Annotated in this window: 19 protein-coding genes; 7 read left to right on the plus strand and 12 right to left on the minus strand. The window is 71.9% G+C overall.

The window, feature by feature from the left end:
* Positions 1-46 precede the first annotated feature (46 nt).
* The 4 genes from OG214_RS13625 to sigE all read right to left on the minus strand — a co-directional run bounded on the left by OG214_RS13625 (position 47) and on the right by sigE (position 4,032).
* Complete coding sequence (locus OG214_RS13625) at positions 47-508, minus strand: sec-independent translocase (protein WP_363083733.1); 462 nt, start codon at positions 506-508, stop codon at positions 47-49.
* Positions 509-635: 127 nt separating this feature from the next.
* Entirely contained in the window at positions 636-2,306 is a 1,671-nt protein-coding gene (locus OG214_RS13630) for a trypsin-like peptidase domain-containing protein (protein WP_405984875.1), read from the minus strand.
* A gap of 89 nt (positions 2,307-2,395) precedes the next feature.
* Positions 2,396-3,277, minus strand: coding sequence for a zf-HC2 domain-containing protein (locus OG214_RS13635; protein WP_405984876.1), 882 nt, complete (start codon positions 3,275-3,277; stop codon positions 2,396-2,398).
* Positions 3,274-4,032 carry an RNA polymerase sigma factor SigE gene (gene sigE, locus OG214_RS13640; RefSeq protein ID WP_363083730.1) on the minus strand — a complete coding sequence of 253 codons (759 nt, stop codon included), beginning with the start codon at positions 4,030-4,032 and terminating at the stop codon, positions 3,274-3,276. The genes OG214_RS13635 and sigE overlap by 4 nt, the downstream gene beginning before the upstream one ends.
* A gap of 182 nt (positions 4,033-4,214) precedes the next feature.
* On the opposite strand from sigE, the gene OG214_RS13645 reads away from it, so the two are divergent.
* Positions 4,215-4,850, plus strand: coding sequence for an O-methyltransferase (locus OG214_RS13645; protein ID WP_405987496.1), 636 nt, complete (start codon positions 4,215-4,217; stop codon positions 4,848-4,850).
* Between the two features lie 240 nt (positions 4,851-5,090).
* Here OG214_RS13645 and OG214_RS13650 read toward each other — a convergent pair whose 3' ends face one another.
* A complete protein-coding gene (locus OG214_RS13650; protein ID WP_003966491.1) occupies positions 5,091-5,258 on the minus strand; it encodes a DUF3117 domain-containing protein in 168 nt (55 codons plus the stop codon).
* A gap of 313 nt (positions 5,259-5,571) precedes the next feature.
* Here OG214_RS13650 and OG214_RS13655 point away from each other — a divergent pair, with 313 nt between their 5' ends.
* Complete coding sequence (locus OG214_RS13655) at positions 5,572-6,375, plus strand: enoyl-CoA hydratase-related protein (RefSeq protein WP_363083729.1); 804 nt, start codon at positions 5,572-5,574, stop codon at positions 6,373-6,375.
* Between the two features lie 168 nt (positions 6,376-6,543).
* Here OG214_RS13655 and OG214_RS13660 read toward each other — a convergent pair whose 3' ends face one another.
* Together OG214_RS13660 and OG214_RS13665 are read right to left on the minus strand one after the other, a co-directional pair.
* Positions 6,544-7,125: a DNA-3-methyladenine glycosylase I gene (locus tag OG214_RS13660; RefSeq protein ID WP_363083728.1), complete on the minus strand. Its 582-nt coding sequence runs from the start codon at positions 7,123-7,125 to the stop codon at positions 6,544-6,546.
* Positions 7,122-7,475 carry a DivIVA domain-containing protein gene (locus OG214_RS13665; RefSeq protein ID WP_363083727.1) on the minus strand — a complete coding sequence of 118 codons (354 nt, stop codon included), beginning with the start codon at positions 7,473-7,475 and terminating at the stop codon, positions 7,122-7,124. The genes OG214_RS13660 and OG214_RS13665 overlap by 4 nt, the downstream gene beginning before the upstream one ends.
* Positions 7,476-7,570: 95 nt before the next feature.
* On the opposite strand from OG214_RS13665, the gene folP reads away from it, so the two are divergent.
* Positions 7,571-8,443, plus strand: a complete 873-nt coding sequence (folP, locus tag OG214_RS13670) for a dihydropteroate synthase (protein ID WP_405984877.1) — start codon at positions 7,571-7,573, stop codon at positions 8,441-8,443.
* Positions 8,444-8,592: 149 nt separating this feature from the next.
* Here the strand turns inward: folP and OG214_RS13675 are convergent, their stop codons facing one another.
* Both OG214_RS13675 and dapE read right to left on the minus strand, forming a co-directional pair.
* Positions 8,593-9,342 carry a TIGR00730 family Rossman fold protein gene (locus tag OG214_RS13675; RefSeq protein ID WP_363083725.1) on the minus strand — a complete coding sequence of 250 codons (750 nt, stop codon included), beginning with the start codon at positions 9,340-9,342 and terminating at the stop codon, positions 8,593-8,595.
* Positions 9,343-9,433: 91 nt separating this feature from the next.
* The gene (dapE, locus tag OG214_RS13680; RefSeq protein ID WP_363083724.1) at positions 9,434-10,513 is read right to left on the minus strand and encodes a succinyl-diaminopimelate desuccinylase; all 1,080 of its coding nucleotides are present in this window, start codon (positions 10,511-10,513) and stop codon (positions 9,434-9,436) included.
* Between the two features lie 167 nt (positions 10,514-10,680).
* On the opposite strand from dapE, the gene OG214_RS13685 reads away from it, so the two are divergent.
* Together OG214_RS13685 and OG214_RS13690 are read left to right on the plus strand one after the other, a co-directional pair.
* Positions 10,681-11,679 carry a hypothetical protein gene (locus OG214_RS13685; RefSeq protein WP_405984878.1) on the plus strand — a complete coding sequence of 333 codons (999 nt, stop codon included), beginning with the start codon at positions 10,681-10,683 and terminating at the stop codon, positions 11,677-11,679.
* Positions 11,680-12,081: 402 nt separating this feature from the next.
* On the plus strand, positions 12,082-12,516 hold the full coding sequence (locus OG214_RS13690; RefSeq protein WP_363083722.1) for an ATP-binding protein: 435 nt from the start codon (positions 12,082-12,084) through the stop codon (positions 12,514-12,516).
* Positions 12,517-12,658: 142 nt separating this feature from the next.
* On the opposite strand, the gene dapC is transcribed toward OG214_RS13690, so the two are convergent.
* Together dapC and fdxA are read right to left on the minus strand one after the other, a co-directional pair.
* The gene (gene dapC / locus OG214_RS13695) at positions 12,659-13,771 is read right to left on the minus strand and encodes a succinyldiaminopimelate transaminase (protein WP_363082221.1); all 1,113 of its coding nucleotides are present in this window, start codon (positions 13,769-13,771) and stop codon (positions 12,659-12,661) included.
* A gap of 168 nt (positions 13,772-13,939) precedes the next feature.
* Positions 13,940-14,260, minus strand: a complete 321-nt coding sequence (gene fdxA, locus OG214_RS13700; protein ID WP_003985062.1) for a ferredoxin — start codon at positions 14,258-14,260, stop codon at positions 13,940-13,942.
* Positions 14,261-14,400: 140 nt separating this feature from the next.
* On the opposite strand from fdxA, the gene OG214_RS13705 reads away from it, so the two are divergent.
* Both OG214_RS13705 and OG214_RS13710 read left to right on the plus strand, forming a co-directional pair.
* Positions 14,401-15,405, plus strand: a complete 1,005-nt coding sequence (locus tag OG214_RS13705) for a GNAT family N-acetyltransferase (RefSeq protein ID WP_405984879.1) — start codon at positions 14,401-14,403, stop codon at positions 15,403-15,405.
* Between the two features lie 17 nt (positions 15,406-15,422).
* Positions 15,423-16,265, plus strand: coding sequence for a tetratricopeptide repeat protein (locus OG214_RS13710; protein WP_405984880.1), 843 nt, complete (start codon positions 15,423-15,425; stop codon positions 16,263-16,265).
* 167 nt (positions 16,266-16,432) lie between these two features.
* Here OG214_RS13710 and OG214_RS13715 read toward each other — a convergent pair whose 3' ends face one another.
* Positions 16,433-18,574 carry a hypothetical protein gene (locus tag OG214_RS13715; protein WP_363082224.1) on the minus strand — a complete coding sequence of 714 codons (2,142 nt, stop codon included), beginning with the start codon at positions 18,572-18,574 and terminating at the stop codon, positions 16,433-16,435.
* Between the last annotated feature and the right edge of the window lie 162 nt (positions 18,575-18,736).

The following is an 18,736-nucleotide window of genomic DNA, read 5'->3' on the forward strand; positions in this document are numbered from 1 at the left end:
GATGGAGGATAGCCACCCCGTACCGCCTCGCCGGGATTGATGGCCCTCAGGTGGCGTCTGCGTCGAAGGGCGGACGGTCGTCGCGAGCGGGCTTCTCGCTCTTCTTGAGCAGGTCGGGGGTGCTGGAGGAACCATTCGCCGACCCGACCGGAGCCACCGGGGCGTCCGACACGGAGCCACTCTCATGGCCGTTCACCGCGTCGGCCACATCGGCCATCTCCTTACGGAGGTCGAAGCTGCTGCGGATCTCCTTCAGCCCCAGATCGTCGTTGTCCATGAGCTGCTTGCGGACGAACGTCTTGGGGTTGAGGTCCTCGAACTCGAAGTCCTTGAACTCCGGACCCAGCTCTGAGCGGATGTCCTCCTTGGCGCTCTCGGAGAACTCGCGGATCTTGCGGACGAAGCGCGACACGTCCTGGATGACCTTGGGCAGCTTCTCCGGACCGAACACGAGCACCGCGAGGACCACGATCGTGACCAGCTCAAGTGCGCCGATGTCATTGAACACCTTGCTGCTCCTTGTGTTCTCCATGTCCGCGGACGGAGGTCGGGGCCGTCCTGGCCTGAAGTGGTCGAGGTCCGGGCCGCTCCACGGTACCTGGCGCACCTGTCCGGGCGGTACCTTCGGGTGTCCGTCAGGTGCCGTCCGCGGAGCCCAGGACCACCGCCAGGGTCCTTTCCCGGCCACCGCGGAGCAGTGTCAGTTCCAGCCGGTCCCCCGGGCGGTGGGCGCGGATCTTGACGATCAGTTCCTCACCGCTGTGCACGCGCCGGCCGTCCACCTCGGTGATGACGTCCCCCGCCTCGATCCCGGCCTTGGCCCCCGGGCCGCCGGAGGTCACCGCGGGACCGCCGTCCGCGGCCTTCGTGCCGACCCGGGCGCCGTCGCCCGCGTACTCCATGTCGAGACTGACCCCGATCACGGGGTGGGTGGCCTTGCCGGTGTTGATCAGCTCCTCGGCCACGCGCTTGCCCTGGTTGATGGGTATCGCGAAGCCGAGACCGATGGATCCCGACTGGCCGCCGTCGGGTCCGGCGCCGCTGTCCGCGGCGCGGATCGCGCTGTTGATGCCGATGACCCGGGCCTGGGTGTCCACCAGGGGGCCGCCGGAATTGCCGGGGTTGATGGGGGCGTCGGTCTGGAGGGCGTCGACATAGCTCACATCGCTGCCGTCGCCGCTCTCACCGCCCGCGGTGATGGGGCGTTCCTTGGCGCTGATGATCCCGGAGGTCACCGTGTTGGACAGGTCGAAGGGGGCGCCGATGGCCACGACCGGATCGCCGACCCGGACATTGTCGGAGTTGCCCAGCGGCAGGGGCTTGAGCCCGGAGACCCCGGTGACCTTGACGACGGCGAGGTCGTAGCCGCTGTCCTTGCCGACCAGTTCGGCCTTGGCGGTCTGGCCGCCGCTGAACGTGACCGATATCTCGCCGGAGGATCCCGCGGGCTGGACGACATGGTTGTTCGTCAGGATGTGGCCCTGCCGGTCGAGGACGAAGCCCGTGCCGGTGCCCTGTTCGTCGCTGCCGCTGACATGGAGGGTGACGACGCTGGGCAGGGCGCTGGCCGCGATGCCCGCGACACTGTCGGGCGCCCGGCCACCGGACTCCCGGTCGGTCTGCGGGAGTTCGACGCTGGTGAAGCCGCCGTTGCGTTCGATGTACGCGCCGACCGCGCCGCCCAGCACACAGCCGGCGAACGCGAGCAGGACCGTGCCCGCGACACCGGCCCGGCGCCGCTTGGTCCGCCGCGGCTCGCCGTGGTGGGTCAGGGGCTGCTGCCCGGGGGCGGGGGCGGCGGTGCTCCACGGGTCGTACTGGACCCACTGCGACGGCTGCGGCTGCTGGTGCTGGGTCTGCTGGTGCTGCGGCTGATGTGGCTGTGCCTGCGGCTGGTGCGGCTGCGGCGGGGCCGGGGGCGGATAGCCCTGCGACCCCTGCGGCCCCTGCTGGCCCGCGTACGGCGGTGGCAGCGGGGTGCCGTGCGCGGGGGTCGGGAGCTGCACGGGCGGTGCGGGCGCCCAGGGTCCTGGTCCCCCGTAGGGCGGTGTGCTGTATTCGTCGGGCTCGTGCAGCGGCCGCGGTCGCTCCCGCGGTACGACGGAAGCCTGATCGGCGGGCGCCGCGAGCGCGGGTCCGGGAGTGTGCTCGCCGGACCCTGACGTCTCGTCGGCGACGGGAGGCAACTGCGCCGTCACCTCGCCGCTCGGCGCCGACGGCACCTCCGGCTCCTGCGGTGTCGCGCGCCCCGCTGGGGGACGGCTCCACCACTTCGCCTCGGGTCCGGTGGGCTTCCCGTCGTCCATGCTCTCCCCGCAACTGCCGTTCCGCGCCCCGACAGAGGCACCCCTGCAAGGATTCAACCAGGTTTACGAACGTCCGCGCAGGGGCCCGCTCAGCGCCGGGTCGAGAACGTGCTGGCAGGCAGTGTCGGGGCCGCGAGCTGGGTGGGGCTGGGGGTGGCGGTGTAGCCCGTCCCGGAGGCCGCGTCGATCTGGACGGCGGGGTCCGCGGGCCGTATCAACGGCGGCTGTACGGCGCCCATCAGGAGGCCCGGCGAGAACGGGTGCTCGGAGAGCGTCTGGGTCTGGAACACCCCGGGAAGCGCCTCGGCGGCCGGACGGTCCACTGAGTGCGGCAGCAGTCCGCCGCCTCCGCCCTGGCGCCTGCCCGGCTCGCCGCTCAGCGGGGTGGCGGTGCCGGGAGCCCGCATCGGCGTCACATTGTTGCCCGAGCCCCGGGGCAGGGCGTCGGCGGCCGTGCCCAGCGGCATCGTGCCGCCGAGGGCCATCGCGGCGAACGACACCGCGCTGGCGGCGGCGAAGGCGAAGCGCCGTCCGCGCCACGGCGAGCGCTCGGCCTCCTGGCGCGCGACCTCATGGATACGGAAGCCGGAGCCGCTGGGCAGCACCCCCGCGTGGGTACCGGCGGGGACATAGCCGAAGCCGTCACCGAAACCGTCCGTACGCACACCGAAGACGCCCTCACCAAAGCGCCCCCCGTCGAACAGCCCCTTTGCGTCGTCGTCATCTCCCGGGGATCCGCCGGGCAGTCCCTGGAGTCGCGCCAGCAGTCCCGCGGAGGGCGCCGGCGGGGCTGTCTCGGCGAATACGCTCTTCAGCCGTCGCTGGGCGTCGGCCTCCGCCTTGCACTTGGCACAGGTCGCGAGATGGGCCAGCACACGCTCGCGCGCGTCATGGTCCAGCTCTCCGTCCACCAGGGCGGCGAGCCGGTCGCCCAGATGCTGTTCGGCGGGGGTCGGGCTTGTGCCACTCACGCCGCTCCGCCCTCCCCGGCCACGCTCACAAAGGCGCGCTGCTCGGCTCGGGCCTCGGGCGAACGGTGCTGAAGGGCCTTGCGCAGATGCGAGCGCCCGCGGTGGATCCGGCTCCGCACGGTGCCGAGCTTCACACCGAGGGTGGCCGCGATCTCCTCGTACGACAGTCCCTCGATGTCACAGAGCACCACGGCGGCGCGGAACTCGGGTGCGAGGGTGTCCAGCGCCTGCTGCACGTCCGCGTCGAAGTGGGTGTCGTGGAAGGCCTGCTGGGGCGACGGCTCACGGCTGGGCAGCCGCTCCGCGGCGTCGTCCCCGAGCGCGTCGAACCGGATCCGCTGCTTGCGGCGGACCATGTCCAGGAAGAGATTGGTGGTGATCCGGTGCAGCCAGCCCTCGAAGGTGCCGGGGGTGTAGGTCGACAGCGAGCGGAAGACCCGGACGAAGACTTCCTGGGTCAGGTCCTCGGCATCGTGCTGATTACCCGTGAGGCGGTAGGCGAGGCGGTAGACACGTCCGCTGTGCGTGCTGACGATCTCCTCCCAGCTGGGAGGCGTCCACGCCTGCGATTCCGCATCCGATGCGAAGGTCGCGGTAACTGCGGAGTCGATGGAGCGAGAACGGTCAGCGAAGTTGGTCACGGATCTCGGCTTGCCGGCCGACCTGAGATAGCGCTTCAGCGCTCCTCCCCGATCCACAGGCGCAGCCGCACCTCCCCTGTCGGCTCTGGTGGTGTCCAGTGGAGCCCCTACCATAGCCACTCCGCCCGTTAGCTCCGGATAAGAATCTTTACGCGAAATTCGGACCGGCCCCCGCGCTGATCCGAGCTGATCACGGGGGAGCCACACCCCCTCATAACGCCTGGTCCCATCTGCGGGTTCCCAGGCGCAGCGGATACAGTCACCGTTGCGCCGCCAACGGGGACAAGGAGAGGGTCATTACCGCCAACCGGCAGACGAGCTGGGCGTTCGCCGACGCCTTTGTCGCCGAGGACGAAGCACTGCGCTGGGCCCGGGACCGGGCCCGTGAGACAGGGCTTCGCTCGGTGTCACCAGGCACCGGAGCCGCGCTGCGTCTGCTCGCCGCCACGCTGGACGCGAAGGCGGTGGCCGAGATCGGCACCGGCACCGGTGTCTCGGGGACGTATCTGCTCCTGGGGATGCGCCCGGACGGTGTCCTGACCACGGTCGACACGGAGCCGGAGCGCCAGCAGTTCGCCCGGCAGACCTTCCGCGCGGCCGGGTTCGCGGGCAATCGCGCGCGGTTCATCCCCGGCCGGGCCCTGGACGTACTGCCCCGGCTCGCCGACGGCGGATACGACCTGGTCTTCTGCGACGGGGACCGTCTTGAGTGCCTGGACTATCTCGCTGAATCGTTGCGGCTGCTCCGGCCCGGGGGACTCGTCTGTTTCGAGGGCGTCTTCGCGGACGGCCGGACGGTCGACTCGGCGGCCCAGCCCGCGGAGGTGCTGAGGCTGCGGGAGCTGCTGCGGACCGTACGGGAGAGCCCGGAGTTGCTGCCCACGCTGCTGCCGGTGGGCGACGGGCTGCTGTGCGCGGTGCGGCGCGGCTGAGGCCGGGGAACACGGCACAAGGCACGCGGGGCGGGGTGCGGGGCCGGGAAACACGGCACGCTGGGCGGGGGCCCGTGCCACCCCGTACGTCCCAAGGGCACCAAGGGCACCAAGGGCACCGAGAAAGACGTGAGACCGCTGGACATCACACTGCCCCGGTACGGACTCTCGTCCGTGCCGGGGCAGCGTCGGTGCCGGTCCGCGGGCGACCGTGCACCGCGAAGACTGTGAGCCTTCCGCTCAGCCGACGACCTTCTTCAGCGCGTCGCCCAGCGCATCCGCCTCGTCCGGAGTCAGCTCGACGACAAGCCGACCGCCGCCTTCGAGCGGAACGCGCATGACGATGCCCCGCCCCTCCTTGGTCACCTCGAGCGGGCCGTCGCCCGTTCGCGGCTTCATGGCCGCCATGCTCGTTCCCCTTCCTGAAACCAGCTCATCGCAGCCGGCGGCCCCATCACAGGCGCTGTGTCACCGGCATCGAACACATTGCTTCCAGCCCATTATCCCGCATGGCGGGACCCGATGACCAACATCGGGCGGCATCGCTTATGCAACGCGCTCTCGCAAAACCACTCAATTCGGCGATCCGCCTGCGATACTTCGCCGCCGTGCCCTCCACGGCGGCCCGGCTTTCTTAGACGCAGGTCACATGCCCGTCGCCGGTGATCTCCGCCATGCTGGGGCCGGACAGGACTGCCCGAGCCGCGAAGGGGACCCGATCATGGCCGACACCGTGCTCTACGACGTGACTGACGGACTCGCAACGATCACGATCAACCGGCCCGAGGCGATGAACGCGTTGAACGTCGAGGCCAAGGTCGCGCTCAGGGACACGCTGCGGGCCGCCGCCGACGACAGCGGCGTACGGGCCGTGCTGCTGACCGCCTCGGGCGACCGGGCGTTCTGTGTGGGCCAGGACCTCAAGGAGCACACGGCCCTGCTCGAAGCGGACCGGGAGACCGGCTCCGGGGACACCATGAGCACCGTACGGGAGCACTACAACCCGATCCTGCGGGCGATCACCGAGATGCCCAAGCCGGTGGTGGCGGGTATCAACGGGGTCGCGGCGGGCGCGGGACTCGGCTTCGCGCTGGCGGCGGACCACCGGTTGGCGGCGGACACGGCCGCGTTCAACACGTCCTTCGCGGGGGTCGCGCTGACCGCGGACTCCGGCGTCTCCTGGACCCTGCCCCGGCTGATCGGGCGCGGCAGGGCGACGGATCTGCTGCTGTTCCCGCGCTCGGTCAAGGCGCCGGAGGCGTACGAGCTGGGCCTGGTCGACCGGCTCGTCCCCGCCGCCGATCTCCCGGCCGAGGCCGCCGCGACGGCCCGCGCCCTCGCCTCGGGTCCGACGCCGGCCTACGCGGCGCTGAAGGAGTCGCTGGCGTACGGCGCCGCACACCCGCTGGCGGCGACGCTGGAGAAGGAGGACGAGCTCCAGTCGAGGGCGGGGGCGTCGGAGGACCACACGATCGCGGTGCGGGCGTTCCTGGCGAAGGAGAAGCCGAGGTACGTGGGCCGCTGAGGACCGGGCCGGACACCGAGGCCGGACACCGAGGCCGGCGGCCGAGGCGGAGCGGAAGCGAGCCGGGCGCCCGCGCCCGGACCCGCGCCCGGACCCGCGCCCGGACCCGCGGCCGACCCTGCGGCCGGCCGCACTCCTGGGCCCCTGCCGGGCCCGTGCCTGGGCCCGTCAGGCGTCGCGGAAGGCGCAGGCGGCCAGATGGTCGTTGACCAGACCGCAGGCCTGCATGAGGGCATAGGCCGTGGTCGGGCCGACAAAGCGGATACCGCGCTTCTTCAGGTCCTTCGCCAGCGCCGTGGACTCGTCCGTGACCGCCGGGACGTCGGCCGCGGTCCTGGGCGCCCTGCGGGCCGGGCGGGGAGCGTGGGACCAGATCAGCGTGGTCAGCTCGCCGTCGGGCCACTGCGCCAGGGCACGCGCGTTGGCGAGCGTCGCGTCGATCTTGGCGCGGTTGCGGATGATCCCCGGGTCGGCGAGCAGCCGCTCACGGTCCGTGTCGGTGAACTCCGCCACGGACGCGATCTTGAACGAGGCGAACGCCTCGCGGAAGCCCTCGCGCCGACGCAGGATCGTGATCCAGGAGAGACCGGACTGGAAGGCCTCCAGGGACACCCGCTCGAACAGCGCGTCGTCGCCGCGGACCGGCCGGCCCCACTCCGTGTCGTGGTAGGCGACATAGTCCTCCGTCGACAGCCCCCACGGGCAGCGCGGCCGTCCGTCGGGTCCCGTCACGACACCGCCGGTGGTCATCGGTCGTCCTCCTCTCCCGGTTTCCTGAAGAGGTCGGGGGAGGAGACCGCCGTCGCCTGGGCCCCGGCCAGCGCCGCCTCCAGCTCCGCGATCCTCGCGTCCCGCTCCGCCAGCTCCGCGCCGAGCCGGCCGAGCACATCGTCCACCTCCGCCATCCGGTAGCCGCGCAGCCCGAGCGGCAGCCGGAGCGCCTCGACATCGGCGCGGCCGACGGGACGCGTCATGGGCAGGGGGTCCACCAGCCGGTCGGGGGCGGCCTCCGGCAGGACCGCCTGGTCTCCGCCGCCGATGACCGCGAGGGTGACCGCGGCGACGACCACACCCATCGCGATGAGCAAGAACAAGAACACGAGCTTCTCCCCTGGCAGGAAAACGTCCGGTGCCGATCGTGCCATGGGAAGGCGGTTAAGGTCGCAGGCGAGCGAACGCGAGGAGGTAACAGGGGATGAGCGGCGGGACTCTGCGGCTGGGACGTCGGGAATTCGACGCGTACGAGCCGGTGATCATGGCGATCGTCAACCGGACCCCGGACTCCTTCTACGACCAGGGCGCGTCCTTCCACGACGAGCCGGCCCTCGCCCATGTCGAGCGCGCGGTGGCCGAGGGCGCCGCGATCATCGACATCGGCGGGGTGAAGGCGGGGCCGGGTGACGAGGTCACGGCCGCGGAGGAGGCACGCCGTACGGTCGGTTTCGTCGCCGAGGTGCGCCGGCGCCACCCCGACGTGGTGATCAGCGTCGACACCTGGCGCCACGAGGTGGGCGAGGCGGTCTGCGAGGCGGGCGCCGATCTGCTCAACGACGCGTGGGGCGGGGTGGACCCCCGGCTCGCCGAGGTCGCCGCGCGGTACGGCGCGGGGCTGGTCTGTACGCATGCCGGCGGCGCCGAGCCCAGGACCCGGCCGCACCGGGTCAGCTACGACGATGTGTTGGCGGACATCCTGCGCGTGACGCTGGGACTGGCCGAGCGGGCCCTGGAACTGGGCGTGCGCCGGGACGGGATCATCATCGATCCCGGGCACGACTTCGGAAAGAACACCCGGCACTCGCTGGAGGCGACCCGCAGGCTGGGCGAGATGACGGAGACCGGCTGGCCGGTGCTGGTCTCGCTCTCCAACAAGGACTTCGTCGGCGAGACGCTCGACAAGCCGGTCAAGGAACGGCTGATCGGAACGCTCGCGACGACGGCGGTGTCCGCGTGGCTCGGGGCCCGCGTCTACCGGGTCCACGAGGTCGCGGAGACCCGGCAGGTGGTGGACATGGTGGCCGCCATCGCCGGTCACCGCCCTCCTAAGGTGGCCAGAAGGGGTCTGGCCTGACCGGCCGCGGCTTCCCGCTCTCCCGGCTTCCCCGACCGGCCCCCGGCCCCGCTCTCCCGGCTTCCCGCCACCGCCTGTCATGACGGCGGGAGGCGGGCAACAGGGCGGGAAACAGGCGGGCAGCCATCACACCGCCCGCCCGTTTTCTCCTACTTGCCCGTTTCCTTGGTCACCAGCGCGACAGCCTCGTCCACATCGTCCGTGACATGGAACAGCAGCAGATCCTTCTCGGACGCCTTGCCCTGCGCGACCACGGTGTTCCGCAGCCAGTCGATGAGCCCGCCCCAGTACGCCGTGCCGAACAGCACGATGGGGAAGCGGGTCACCTTGCGGGTCTGGACCAGGGTGAGCGCCTCGAACAGCTCGTCCAGCGTGCCGAGACCGCCCGGCAGCACCACGAAACCCTGCGCGTACTTCACGAACATGGTCTTGCGGACGAAGAAGTAGCGGAAGTTCACACCGATGTCGACATGCGGATTGAGCCCCTGCTCGAAGGGCAGCTCGATCCCCAGCCCCACGGAGACCCCCTCCGCCTCCCGCGCCCCCTTGTTCGCCGCCTCCATCGCACCGGGGCCGCCGCCCGTGATCACCGCGAATCCGGCGTCGACGAGCGCCGCGCCGATCCGGGTCCCCGCCTCGTACTCGGGGGAGCCGACCGGGGTGCGCGCGGAGCCGAAGACACTGATGGCGCTGGGCAGTTCGGCCAGCGCGCCGAAGCCCTCGACGAACTCCGACTGGATACGCATCACTCGCCAGGGGTCGGTGTGCACCCACTCCGAGTCACCCTCGGTGTCCAGCAGCCGCTGATCGGTCGTACCGGGCTGCACCTGCTCCCGTCTGCGGATCACCGGTCCGAGCCGCTGTTCCTCAGGCTTCCGCGCTCCGTCAGGCATGCCCATGACCCGCTCCCTCCGCCGCTGTGCGTTGTTCTGGGCAAGGGTAGGTCCCTGGGCGTGACAAACGGCGAAATTCCGGCAGACGATCAGACCGTCACTTGGTGAGCCAGTCGCGCAGACGCTCCTCGCAGTGGGTGATCCGCTCGACGGCCACCCGCTCGTCGCGCCGGTGGGCGAGCAGCGGGTTACCCGGACCGTAGTTGACCGCGGGCACCCCGAGCCCCCCGAACCGCGCGACATCCGTCCAGCCGAACTTGGGCCGTGCCGTACCGCCCACGGCGGTCATGAAGGCGGCGGCGGCAGGGTGCGAGAGACCCGGCAGCGCCGCTCCCGAGTGGTCGTCCACCGTGAACTCCGCGACCCCGCAGTCCGCGAAGACCTCATGGACATGGGCGAGGGCCTCCTCCTCGCTCCGGTCCGGGGCGTAGCGGTAGTTGACGGTGACCGTGCAGGCGTCGGGGATGACGTTGTTGGCGACGCCCGCCTCGATCCGTACGGCGTTGAGGCCCTCCCGGTACTCCAGACCGTCGATCACGGGCCGGCGTGGTTCATACGCGGCGAGACGGTCCAGGATGGGGGCCACGGCGTGAATGGCGTTGGACCCCATCCAGCTCCGCGCGGAGTGTGCCCGCTCCCCGGTGGTACGGAGAAGGACCCGTAGCGTGCCCTGGCAGCCGCCCTCGACCTCTCCGTCGGACGACTCCAGCAGTACGGCGAAATCACCTTCCAGCCAGTCGGGATGGGCGTCGGCCACATGTCCGAGCCCATTGAGATCCGCGTCGACCTCTTCGTTGTCGTAGAAGACGAAGGTGAGATCGCGGTTGGGCTCGGGGACCGTCGCCGCGATACGGAGCTGGACGGCCACCCCCGACTTCATGTCGCTGGTGCCGCAGCCCCACAGCACCCCGTCCTCGTCCAGTCGCGAGGGCACATTGCCGGCGATCGGAACGGTGTCGACATGGCCGGCCAGGATGATCCGCTCGTCCCGCCCCAGCTGTGTCCTGGCCACGACATTGTTGCCGTGCCGGTCGACGGTGAGATGGGGCAGGGCACGCAGCGCCTGCTCGATCGCGTCGGCGAGCGGCTTCTCATCGCCGCTGACCGACGGGAAGTCGACCAGCCACGCGGTGAGCGCCGGGCCGTCCAGGGTGAGGTCGAGCACGTTCTCAGACATGCTGCGACCCTAGTACGCCCAGCACGCCCGGTAGGCCCAGCACGCTGCCATGCGGGCGGGCTCCAGGTGCGCCGGGAGTCCGGCCCGGTGCCGTGGGGCCACAGGGCCGGTGTCCCCCCTGTCGTCCGGCGCCGGTGGGGACGATCCGACTCCAGTACGGTGGGCCCGTGTCCGAGACCGCTCCCCCCTCCCGTCGCGGCCGCCCCCTGCGTATCGCCGCCGCTCTCGCCGTGCTGCTGGCCCTGGCCGGATATATGGCGGTGCAATACCTGTCCGGCGGCGGGGGCGCGCCCAGGTGCGTGGTCCGGGCCATGGACCCGTCGGACGACGGCGGCTCGGACGGCAGCGCCTCGGGCGCCAGTCCCACCTACGAGATGACCCCGGAGCAGGCCGCGAACGCGGCGACGATCTCCGCGGTCGGCACCACCCGGGGGCTGCCCGAGCGCGCGGTGACGATCGCGCTGGCGACGGCCCTCCAGGAGTCCGCCCTGCGCAATCTGAACCACGGTGACCGGGACTCGCTCGGTCTCTTCCAGCAGCGCCCCTCCAAGGGGTGGGGCACGGCGAAGCAGATCCTCGATCCGGTCTACTCGGCGGGACAGTTCTACGACCATCTCGCCCAGGTCCCCGGCTACTCGCGGCTGCCGCTCACCGAGGCGGCCCAGCGCGTCCAGCGCAGCGGCTTCCCGCAGGCGTACGCGAAGCACGAGCCGGACGCCGCGCTGCTGGCCGCGGCGCTCACCGGCCGGTCCGCGGCCTCGCTGACCTGTTCGGCGCCGAGCGCGGCCGTGCCCGGCGATCCGGCGAAGGTACGGGCCGCCCTGGTGCGCGCCTTCGGTTCCGGGGTACGGCCCGCCGGCTCGGACACCGGGGTGTCCGTACCCGTGTCCGCCACGACCGGTTCGGACCCGGCCCTGGACACGGTCGCGGACACGGGCCCGAGCGGCGGCCCGGCGGACGGGGGCTCGTCGTCCCGGCGCGGCTGGGAGCTGGCGCACTGGGCGGTGGCACAGGCCGACGTCCTGCGGATCGACGAGGTCTCCTACGCGGGCCGGGTGTGGAGCGCGAAGGAAGCGGACCAGGGCTGGCGGCGGACGGACGGCTCGGGGACGGCCGAGGAGTCCGGGAAGGCCCTGGACGAGGTCCGTATGCGCACCGCGCGATAACCGGCCCGTCCCACACGGGCCCACCGGCTCGCACCGGTCCGCACCAGTCCCCACCGGCTCGCGTCGCTCCCGCCCCGTACCGGCATACCGGGCGATATCACACACCGTTCAGCAGTACGGCCGATCGCCCGGACGGACGAGTCCGCCGCTTTTCCGGCGGCATTTCTTCCGATGATTCGGCAGCGCCCGCCTGATCGGCCATTTCCCCTGCGCACCAAGGGAAGTGACGATTCAGCAGGCACGGCCGGGCACCCTCATTTGCCCGCTTTCATCCGCCGTCGACAATACGACGCGTTATCCATTCGTTACCTTGGCGCACCGCAACTTCCGTCGCCCTTCGAGGGGTTGTCAGGCCGTCCGATCGACGGACAAGCACTGTTTCCCTCCCGCCAAAGGAGCATCATGTCCCTCCCCGTGACCCGTCGGATCGCCCGTGCCGCGCTGCTCGTCGCCGCCGGCGCAGCCCCCGTGGTCGGTGCGGCCGGCTCCGCGAGCGCCGCGGCACTGCCGCAGCCCACCGACCTGGGCGCGGTGAGCTCGCTGGACGGTGCCGCCGTGGGCAACACCGTGGACGGTGGCGCGCGGCAGACCACCGAGGTGGCGGGTGACCTCGGCGGCAAGGCCGTCAAGAAGGGCGTCCCCGCCGCGGGCAAGACCGTCGGCTCGGTCGGCAAGACCGCGACGCCCGCCGTTCAGAAGGTGGCCGGCGACACCGCGGGAAGCGCCGGTCAGCTGGTGGGCGACACCACCTCGACCGCCACGAAGGGCACCGGGGCCGCGTCGACCGGGGCGCTCATGGGCGGCCTGCCGATCCAGGGCCTGCCGATCGGCGGCTGACGCGCGAAGCGCCTGGGGCGGAGCACCGTCCAGGCGCGGAGCGCACGGCTACGCAGAGGTGTGTGGGGTGTACGGGGAGGGCCCGGGGAGCAGCCGCTCCCCGGGCCCTCCCCGTAGCCGTCTCTTCTCGTGGCCCGGCCGCTCAGCCCAGCCGCTTGACCGCCGCCTCGACGCGTTCGTCCGTGGCCGTCAGCGCCACCCTCACATGGCGCGCTCCCTGCGGACCGTAGAAGTCGCCGGGCGCGACCAGGATGCCCAGCTCCGCGAGGTGCGCCACGGTGTCCCAGCACGGCTCGTCGCGTGTCGACCAGAGATACAGACTGGCCTCGCTGTGGTCGACACGGAAGCCGTGCGCCTCCAGCGCGGTGCGCAGCGCCGTGCGACGGGCCGCGTACCGCGCGCGCTGTTCCCGTACGTGCGTGTCGTCACCGAGCGCCGCCACCGTCGCCGCCTGCACCGGCGCGGGGGTCATCATCCCGCCGTGCCTGCGGATCTGGAGCAGCCCTCCGAGGACGGCGGCGTCACCCGCCACGAACGCCGCGCGGTATCCGGCGAGGTTGGAGCGCTTGGAGAGCGAGTGGACGGCGACGATCCCCTCGTACGTACCGCCGCAGACGTCCGGGTGCAGCACGGAGACGGGCTCGGCCTCCCAGCCCAGCTCCAGATAGCACTCGTCGCTGAAGACCAGCACCCCGTGCTCCCGCGCCCAGGCCACGATCCGGGCCAGCGCGTCCTTGGGCAGCACCGCTCCGGTCGGGTTCGACGGCGAGTTCAGCCAGAGGAGCTTCACATCCTCCAGTCCGGCGCCCGCGGGGTCGGCCCCGAAGGTCTCCGCGTCGTACGGGACGGGCTCGGTGCCGGCGAGCCTGGCCCCCACCTCGTACGTCGGGTACGCGAGCCGCGGATACGCGACCCGGTCGCCCGCGCCGAGGCCGAGCTGGGTCGGCAGCCAGGCCACCAGTTCCTTGGAACCGAGCACCGGCAGCACGTTCTCGTGTGCGACCCCGTGTGCGCCGAGTCTGCGCTCCACCCATCCGGTCAGCGCGTCACGCAGCGCGGCCGTGCCCCACACCGTCGGATACCCGGGTGAGTCGGCGGCGGCGGTCAGCGCCCGCTGGATCAGCTCGGGGACCGGGTCGACGGGGGTCCCGATGGACAGGTCGACGATCCCGTCGGGATGAGCCGTGGCCTTCGCCTTGTGGGGCTCCAGCTTGTCCCAGGGGAAGAGGGGAAGGCGCGAAGAGACAGCGGACACGTGCTCACTCTTTCTCGTACACACTTCTCGTACACACTCGTACCGGACGGTACACACTTCTACCGGACGGCACTCGCACCGGGTTCGTACCGGACCGTGCCGGACCCGTACCGGGAAAACACCCCGGTCCCGTACGGCGCGGGCCGTACGGGACCGAGAGGCACGCGGTCAGCCGTTCTGGGGCGGCAGAGCGGCGATGAAGGGGTGGTCACGCTCGATCAGGCCGAGCTTGGAAGCACCGCCGGGCGAGCCGAGCTCGTCGAAGAACTCGACATTCGCCTTGTAGTAGTCCTTCCACTCCTCCGGGGTGTCGTCCTCGTAGAAGATGGCCTCGACCGGGCAGACCGGCTCACAGGCTCCACAGTCGACGCATTCGTCCGGGTGGATGTACAAGGACCGGGAGCCCTCGTAGATGCAGTCGACCGGGCACTCCTCGATGCACGCCTTGTCCTTGACGTCGACACAAGGCTGCGCGATGACGTAGGTCACGCTGTCGTTCCTCCTCGATAGGGCGCGGCGGGCCGATCTGCGGCTCCGTCCACGGGCGCGCGGAAGCGCGGCGTCGTCGATGCCCGCATCTAGTATCTCCGTTCTTGAGCACGATCCGAACAGGAGGGGCGGACAGACCTGTGGAATTCACTGCGGGCGGACGGCTCCGGGTCCGTCTGACCCCGGCTGACGTGGGCAAACGCGTTTCGGTCAGACAGCTGACGGGCGGGGGCACGGGGGCGCGGAAGTTCACCGACACGGTCGGCGTTCTCACATCGTGGGACAAGGGTGTGTTGCTGATCACACGCCGTACCGGCGAGAGCGTCCGCGTCCCCGAATCGGCCCTGGTCGCGGGGAAGGTCGTACCGGCCGCGCCCGCCAGGCGCCGGGGGCCCGCGGCGGACTTCCAGGAACTGGCACGGGTCGGTGCGCGCGCCTGGCAGCCGGTGGAGAGCGAGCCGCTGGGCGAGTGGCTGCTGCGGGCCGCGGGAGGCTTCACCCGGCGGGCCAACTCCGTCCTGCCCCTCGGCGACCCGGGGACACCGCTGGACGAGGCGCTGGAGCGCGTACGGCGGTGGTACGGGGAGCGCGGGCTGCCGGCGTACATCCAGGCCGCGACCGGCGCGGAGGGCACCCAGGAGACGCTCTGCGCGGAGCTGGAGCGGCGCGGCTGGCGGCGGGAGACGACCACGGAGGTACGGATCGGGGCGCTGGCCGCGATCGGGGACCAGGACGCCGCCGTCTCGCGGGTACGGCTGGACCGCTCCATCGGCTCCGCGGGCACCGGCTGGCTCCGGCGTTACCAGCGGTCCGGTGTGCCGGGACCCCATGTGCTCCACGTACTGGCCGGTGGCCCTTCGGTGTGGTTCGCCTCGGTGCCCGGAACGGGGGACGTGCCCGCGGCCATCGGCCGGTGTGTGGTCGACGGACGCTGGGCGGGGTTCATGGCGGTGGAGGTCGACCCGGCCCACCGCCGCGAGGGCCTGGCGACGGCCGTGATGACCGCGCTCGCCCGGCGCGCGCTGGAGGAGGGCGCGTCCGCCGCCTGGCTCCAGGTGGAGTCGGACAACACCGGGGCGCGTGCGCTGTACGACGCCATGGGCTTCGCCGTCCACCACCGTTACCACTACTTCCGATCGCCCTGAGCGGGTACGAGGCCGATATGCGACCGGAATCCGACGACCCGCGCCGCCGCTTCGCCCTGGAGGCCCGCGCGGACCGCCCCGACCTGGCGACGCTCTGTCTCCTCGTGGGCGCCGAGGCCGATCCCGCCCTGGGCGAGGCCGGTATCGACGCGGCCCAGGCCGAGTTGGACCGGCTCGCGGGACTGCTGCCCTTCGGCGTCCTCGGGGCGCGCGCCTGGGCGGTCGCGCTCGCGGAACTGCTCGGCGAGCGATGCGGTTTCGAAGGCTCCCCCGCCGACTACCAGCGCCTCGACTCCTCGCTGCTGCCGGTGGTACTGCGGCGCCGGCGCGGACTGCCCATCCTGCTCTCGGTGGTGTGGATGGAGGTCGCTCGACGGGCCGGGGCGCCGGTGTACGGGGTGGCCCTGCCCGGCCATTTCGTGGTCGGCTTCGGCGATCCAGGCGAACGGATCCTGGCCGATCCCTTCGCCGGCGGACGGCTGCTGACCAGCGCGGACACAGCACTGCTGGTGAGCGGTACGACGGGCGGGACGCTGGAGGACAGGGCACTGGACGCGCTGTTCGCCCCGGCCGATCCGCTCGGCATCGTGCTGCGCGTCCTGAACAACATCCGTGCCTGGGCGGCCAACCGCCCCGAGCGCACCGATGTGTCGCTGTGGGCGGTCGAACTCTCCTTGCTGCTGCCCGCGCACCCGGCCCGACTGCGCTACGAACGTGCCCAACTCCTCGTCCAGCGCGGGGAGTACCTCCAGGGCGCGACGGAGATGGAGGAGTACGCGGAGGTGGTCGAAGCCGTCGAGCCGTCCACGGCGGAAGCGATCCGCCGCCGGGCACGGGCGGCACGGGCGATGCTCAACTGACCGCCCCGAGCGGACCGTCCCAAGCAAACCGCGCTGAGCGGACCGCCCCGAGCGGACCGCGCCGGCCCACTCGGCCCGATCGCGGCGGGACACACCGTCGGCGGACGCGCCGGAGCCCCCGCCCAGGAGAGGACGGGGGCTCCGGCACAGCCGATCGGCCGAACCGATCAGCTCGGGTCGAGATCGATCACCTGGGTGCGCTCGGCGGGTGTGGTGCCGAGCAGTGCCTTCTGCATCGCCTGGGCGACATCGTCGGCGGAGACGGGGTGCTCCTTGCCGTCCCCCTTGGTGATCGTGATGCCGTCGAAGACGCCTTCCAGAAGCTCCTCGATCGCCTTCTTGTCGTAGACCTCCACCAGCCGGCCGTCGATCGCCTTCATCGAGAGGATCTTCGGCAGCGACTTGGCGGGGCCGAACTGGATCTCCTTGTCGCCGGCGCTGATCGTGATCAGATCGGACATCGCGGGCTTGGCGAACTCGTTCATCGCCCGGTCCAGCTCTGCCTGGGTGATCGTCGGATCGCGCGGGGCGATGGGCAGCTCGACGGTGTTCGTACGGCCCGTCTGGACCTGGGAACGGTAGGCGTCCCGTACCGAGATGATCGAGTGGCTGACATCGAGCGACTGGCCCGACTTGCCCGGTATGGCGACGGCACGGCCCGGCTCGAACTTGATCGTTCCTTCGGTGGCCGAGCCCGAGACACCGGCCAGATCGGTCAGCGCGGCGCTGAGCTTCTCCTCGTCGACCGGGATCACCGGCTGGGCGATCCGCTGCCCGCCGAAGAGCGAGCCGATCACCGAGACCGGGTTGTAGTCGCTGCCGGCCGCGGACCGGACGGTCGCCTGGCTGTCCAGGCTGAGGCCCGCCTTGTCCGGGGAGAGCTCCTCGGTCTTGCCGCCGACGCTGAGCAGCAGGGGCGCCGAGGCGCGCTTGCCGAGGGCCGCGTCGAGCTTGATGACCGCCGCGTCACGGGTGCCGCCGCCGATGTCGACCCCGAGGACGGTGGTGCCCTTCGGTACGTCGGAGTGGTTCATGAGCAGACCCGCGCCGTACACACCGCCGCCCGCCACCAGCAGGAGGCCGACGAGGAGCGCCAGCTTGGACCGGCCCTTCTTCTTGACGGGCTTGGGGGCGGGGGCCGCCGGAGCGGCGGACCGGGCCGGAGCGGTCGCAGGCCCGCCGCCCTGCGTGGAACCGATCGGACCGGGGAAGTCCGGCGCCGAGAAGTCCTGGTCCTGGCCGTGGGAGCCGGGGCCGCCGGGCCGCCGGTCCTGATCGGCGTGCGCGCCGCCGCCCTGCGCTCCCGAACCCGGGAAGGGCGAGCGGTGCTCCGGCGGAACCACGGGGATACCGCTGGTGAGCGTGTCCCCGGAGACATGGCCGCCGCCGGGTCCCGGCTGGGGCGCGTGCTGCTGCGGGGTCAGCTCCGCGGTGTCGTCGGACATCCGCGGCGCACCGCCCTGCCCGCCGTGGGCCTGGCCGGGCCCGGCGCCCAGTGCCAGGGGCGGGGTGCCCAGCGAGGCACTGCCGGTGACGGGTCCCCCGGTCGGGCCGCTGGGGCCGCCGGGGCCCGCGGAAGCGCCGGGGGTACGGATTCCGAGCGCCGGTGTGGTGGGTCCGCCACCGGGCCCGAAGCCGCCGGTCCCCTGGACCGGCAGCGCGGTTCCGCCGGAGGGATCGCCGTGCGGGCCGCCGCCGGTGGACGGGTGCGACCGCGCCTGCGGGGGCTCGGAGTAGTCGGCGTAGTACGGCGTGTCCGTGAGCCGGCCGGTGCCTGGGTCGGCCTGCGCCGGCACGGAGACGCCCGCGACGGCGGCCGCGCCCGCGCCCATGCCCGCGCTCGTACCGGTGCCCGTTCCCGTGCCGCCCGCCGGGCCCGTCGAGGACCTGCGTGGCGCGAACCAGTCGTTCGCGGGCTTGTCCGCGGCCGGCTTCTCGTCCGGAGCCTGGCCCCCCAGGGCGTCCGCCCCGTCCTGGCCCTGCTCGGGCACCTGGGCGCCGCTCGTGAGCTCGGCGGCCTTGACGCCCCGGCCGCCCGCGGTATCGCTCTCGCCCATGGGCGTACGCATCACGACCGGCGGGATCGGCCGCGAACCCGGAATGTTGATCCGGATGCGTGTGGTCAGTGTGGTTTCGGTTCTTGGCTCGTCCGGCTGAGGGGCGAGCGCGGTCTCGGTCTCCTCCGGAGCATCCTGCTGGGGGTGCGTCGACGGATACTGGCGGGATCCGTACGGCGGTGTCCCCGAGGGGTACGCGGCTCCGCCGCGCCCCTGGGGCCCGGAGGACGAACTGTCAGTTTCACGACTCAAAGCAGGTTCTCCCGGTTGGCTCCGCCGCCCGTTCTTACTGGTACTCAACTGTTCAGGTCCCCCACAGCCGAAGGCGAGGGGAAGGCCCGGAGCGCGCACCACCATACTGGCCCCAGCCGGCCGGCACCCCACGACCGTGTGAAGCCATGGTTCGCGGGCCGT

It is taken from the genome of Streptomyces sp. NBC_00872, from assembly GCF_045161915.1.
In the GTDB taxonomy this organism is placed as follows: domain Bacteria; phylum Actinomycetota; class Actinomycetes; order Streptomycetales; family Streptomycetaceae; genus Streptomyces.

Bases quoted from the DNA above. Each gene is read 5' to 3' on its own strand.
- OG214_RS13630 (WP_405984875.1), bottom strand. From the start codon at position 2,306: ATGGACGACGGGAAGCCCACCGGACCCGAGGCGAAGTGGTGGAGCCGT.
- sigE (WP_363083730.1), bottom strand. From the start codon at position 4,032: ATGGTAGGGGCTCCACTGGACACCACCAGAGCCGACAGGGGAGGTGCG.
- OG214_RS13650 (WP_003966491.1), bottom strand. From the start codon at position 5,258: ATGGCGGCCATGAAGCCGCGAACGGGCGACGGCCCGCTCGAGGTGACC.
- OG214_RS13655 (WP_363083729.1), top strand. From the start codon at position 5,572: ATGGCCGACACCGTGCTCTACGACGTGACTGACGGACTCGCAACGATC.
- OG214_RS13660 (WP_363083728.1), bottom strand. From the start codon at position 7,125: ATGACCACCGGCGGTGTCGTGACGGGACCCGACGGACGGCCGCGCTGC.
- folP (WP_405984877.1), top strand. From the start codon at position 7,571: ATGAGCGGCGGGACTCTGCGGCTGGGACGTCGGGAATTCGACGCGTAC.
- OG214_RS13675 (WP_363083725.1), bottom strand. From the start codon at position 9,342: ATGGGCATGCCTGACGGAGCGCGGAAGCCTGAGGAACAGCGGCTCGGA.
- dapE (WP_363083724.1), bottom strand. From the start codon at position 10,513: ATGTCTGAGAACGTGCTCGACCTCACCCTGGACGGCCCGGCGCTCACC.
- OG214_RS13690 (WP_363083722.1), top strand. From the start codon at position 12,082: ATGTCCCTCCCCGTGACCCGTCGGATCGCCCGTGCCGCGCTGCTCGTC.
- OG214_RS13710 (WP_405984880.1), top strand. From the start codon at position 15,423: ATGCGACCGGAATCCGACGACCCGCGCCGCCGCTTCGCCCTGGAGGCC.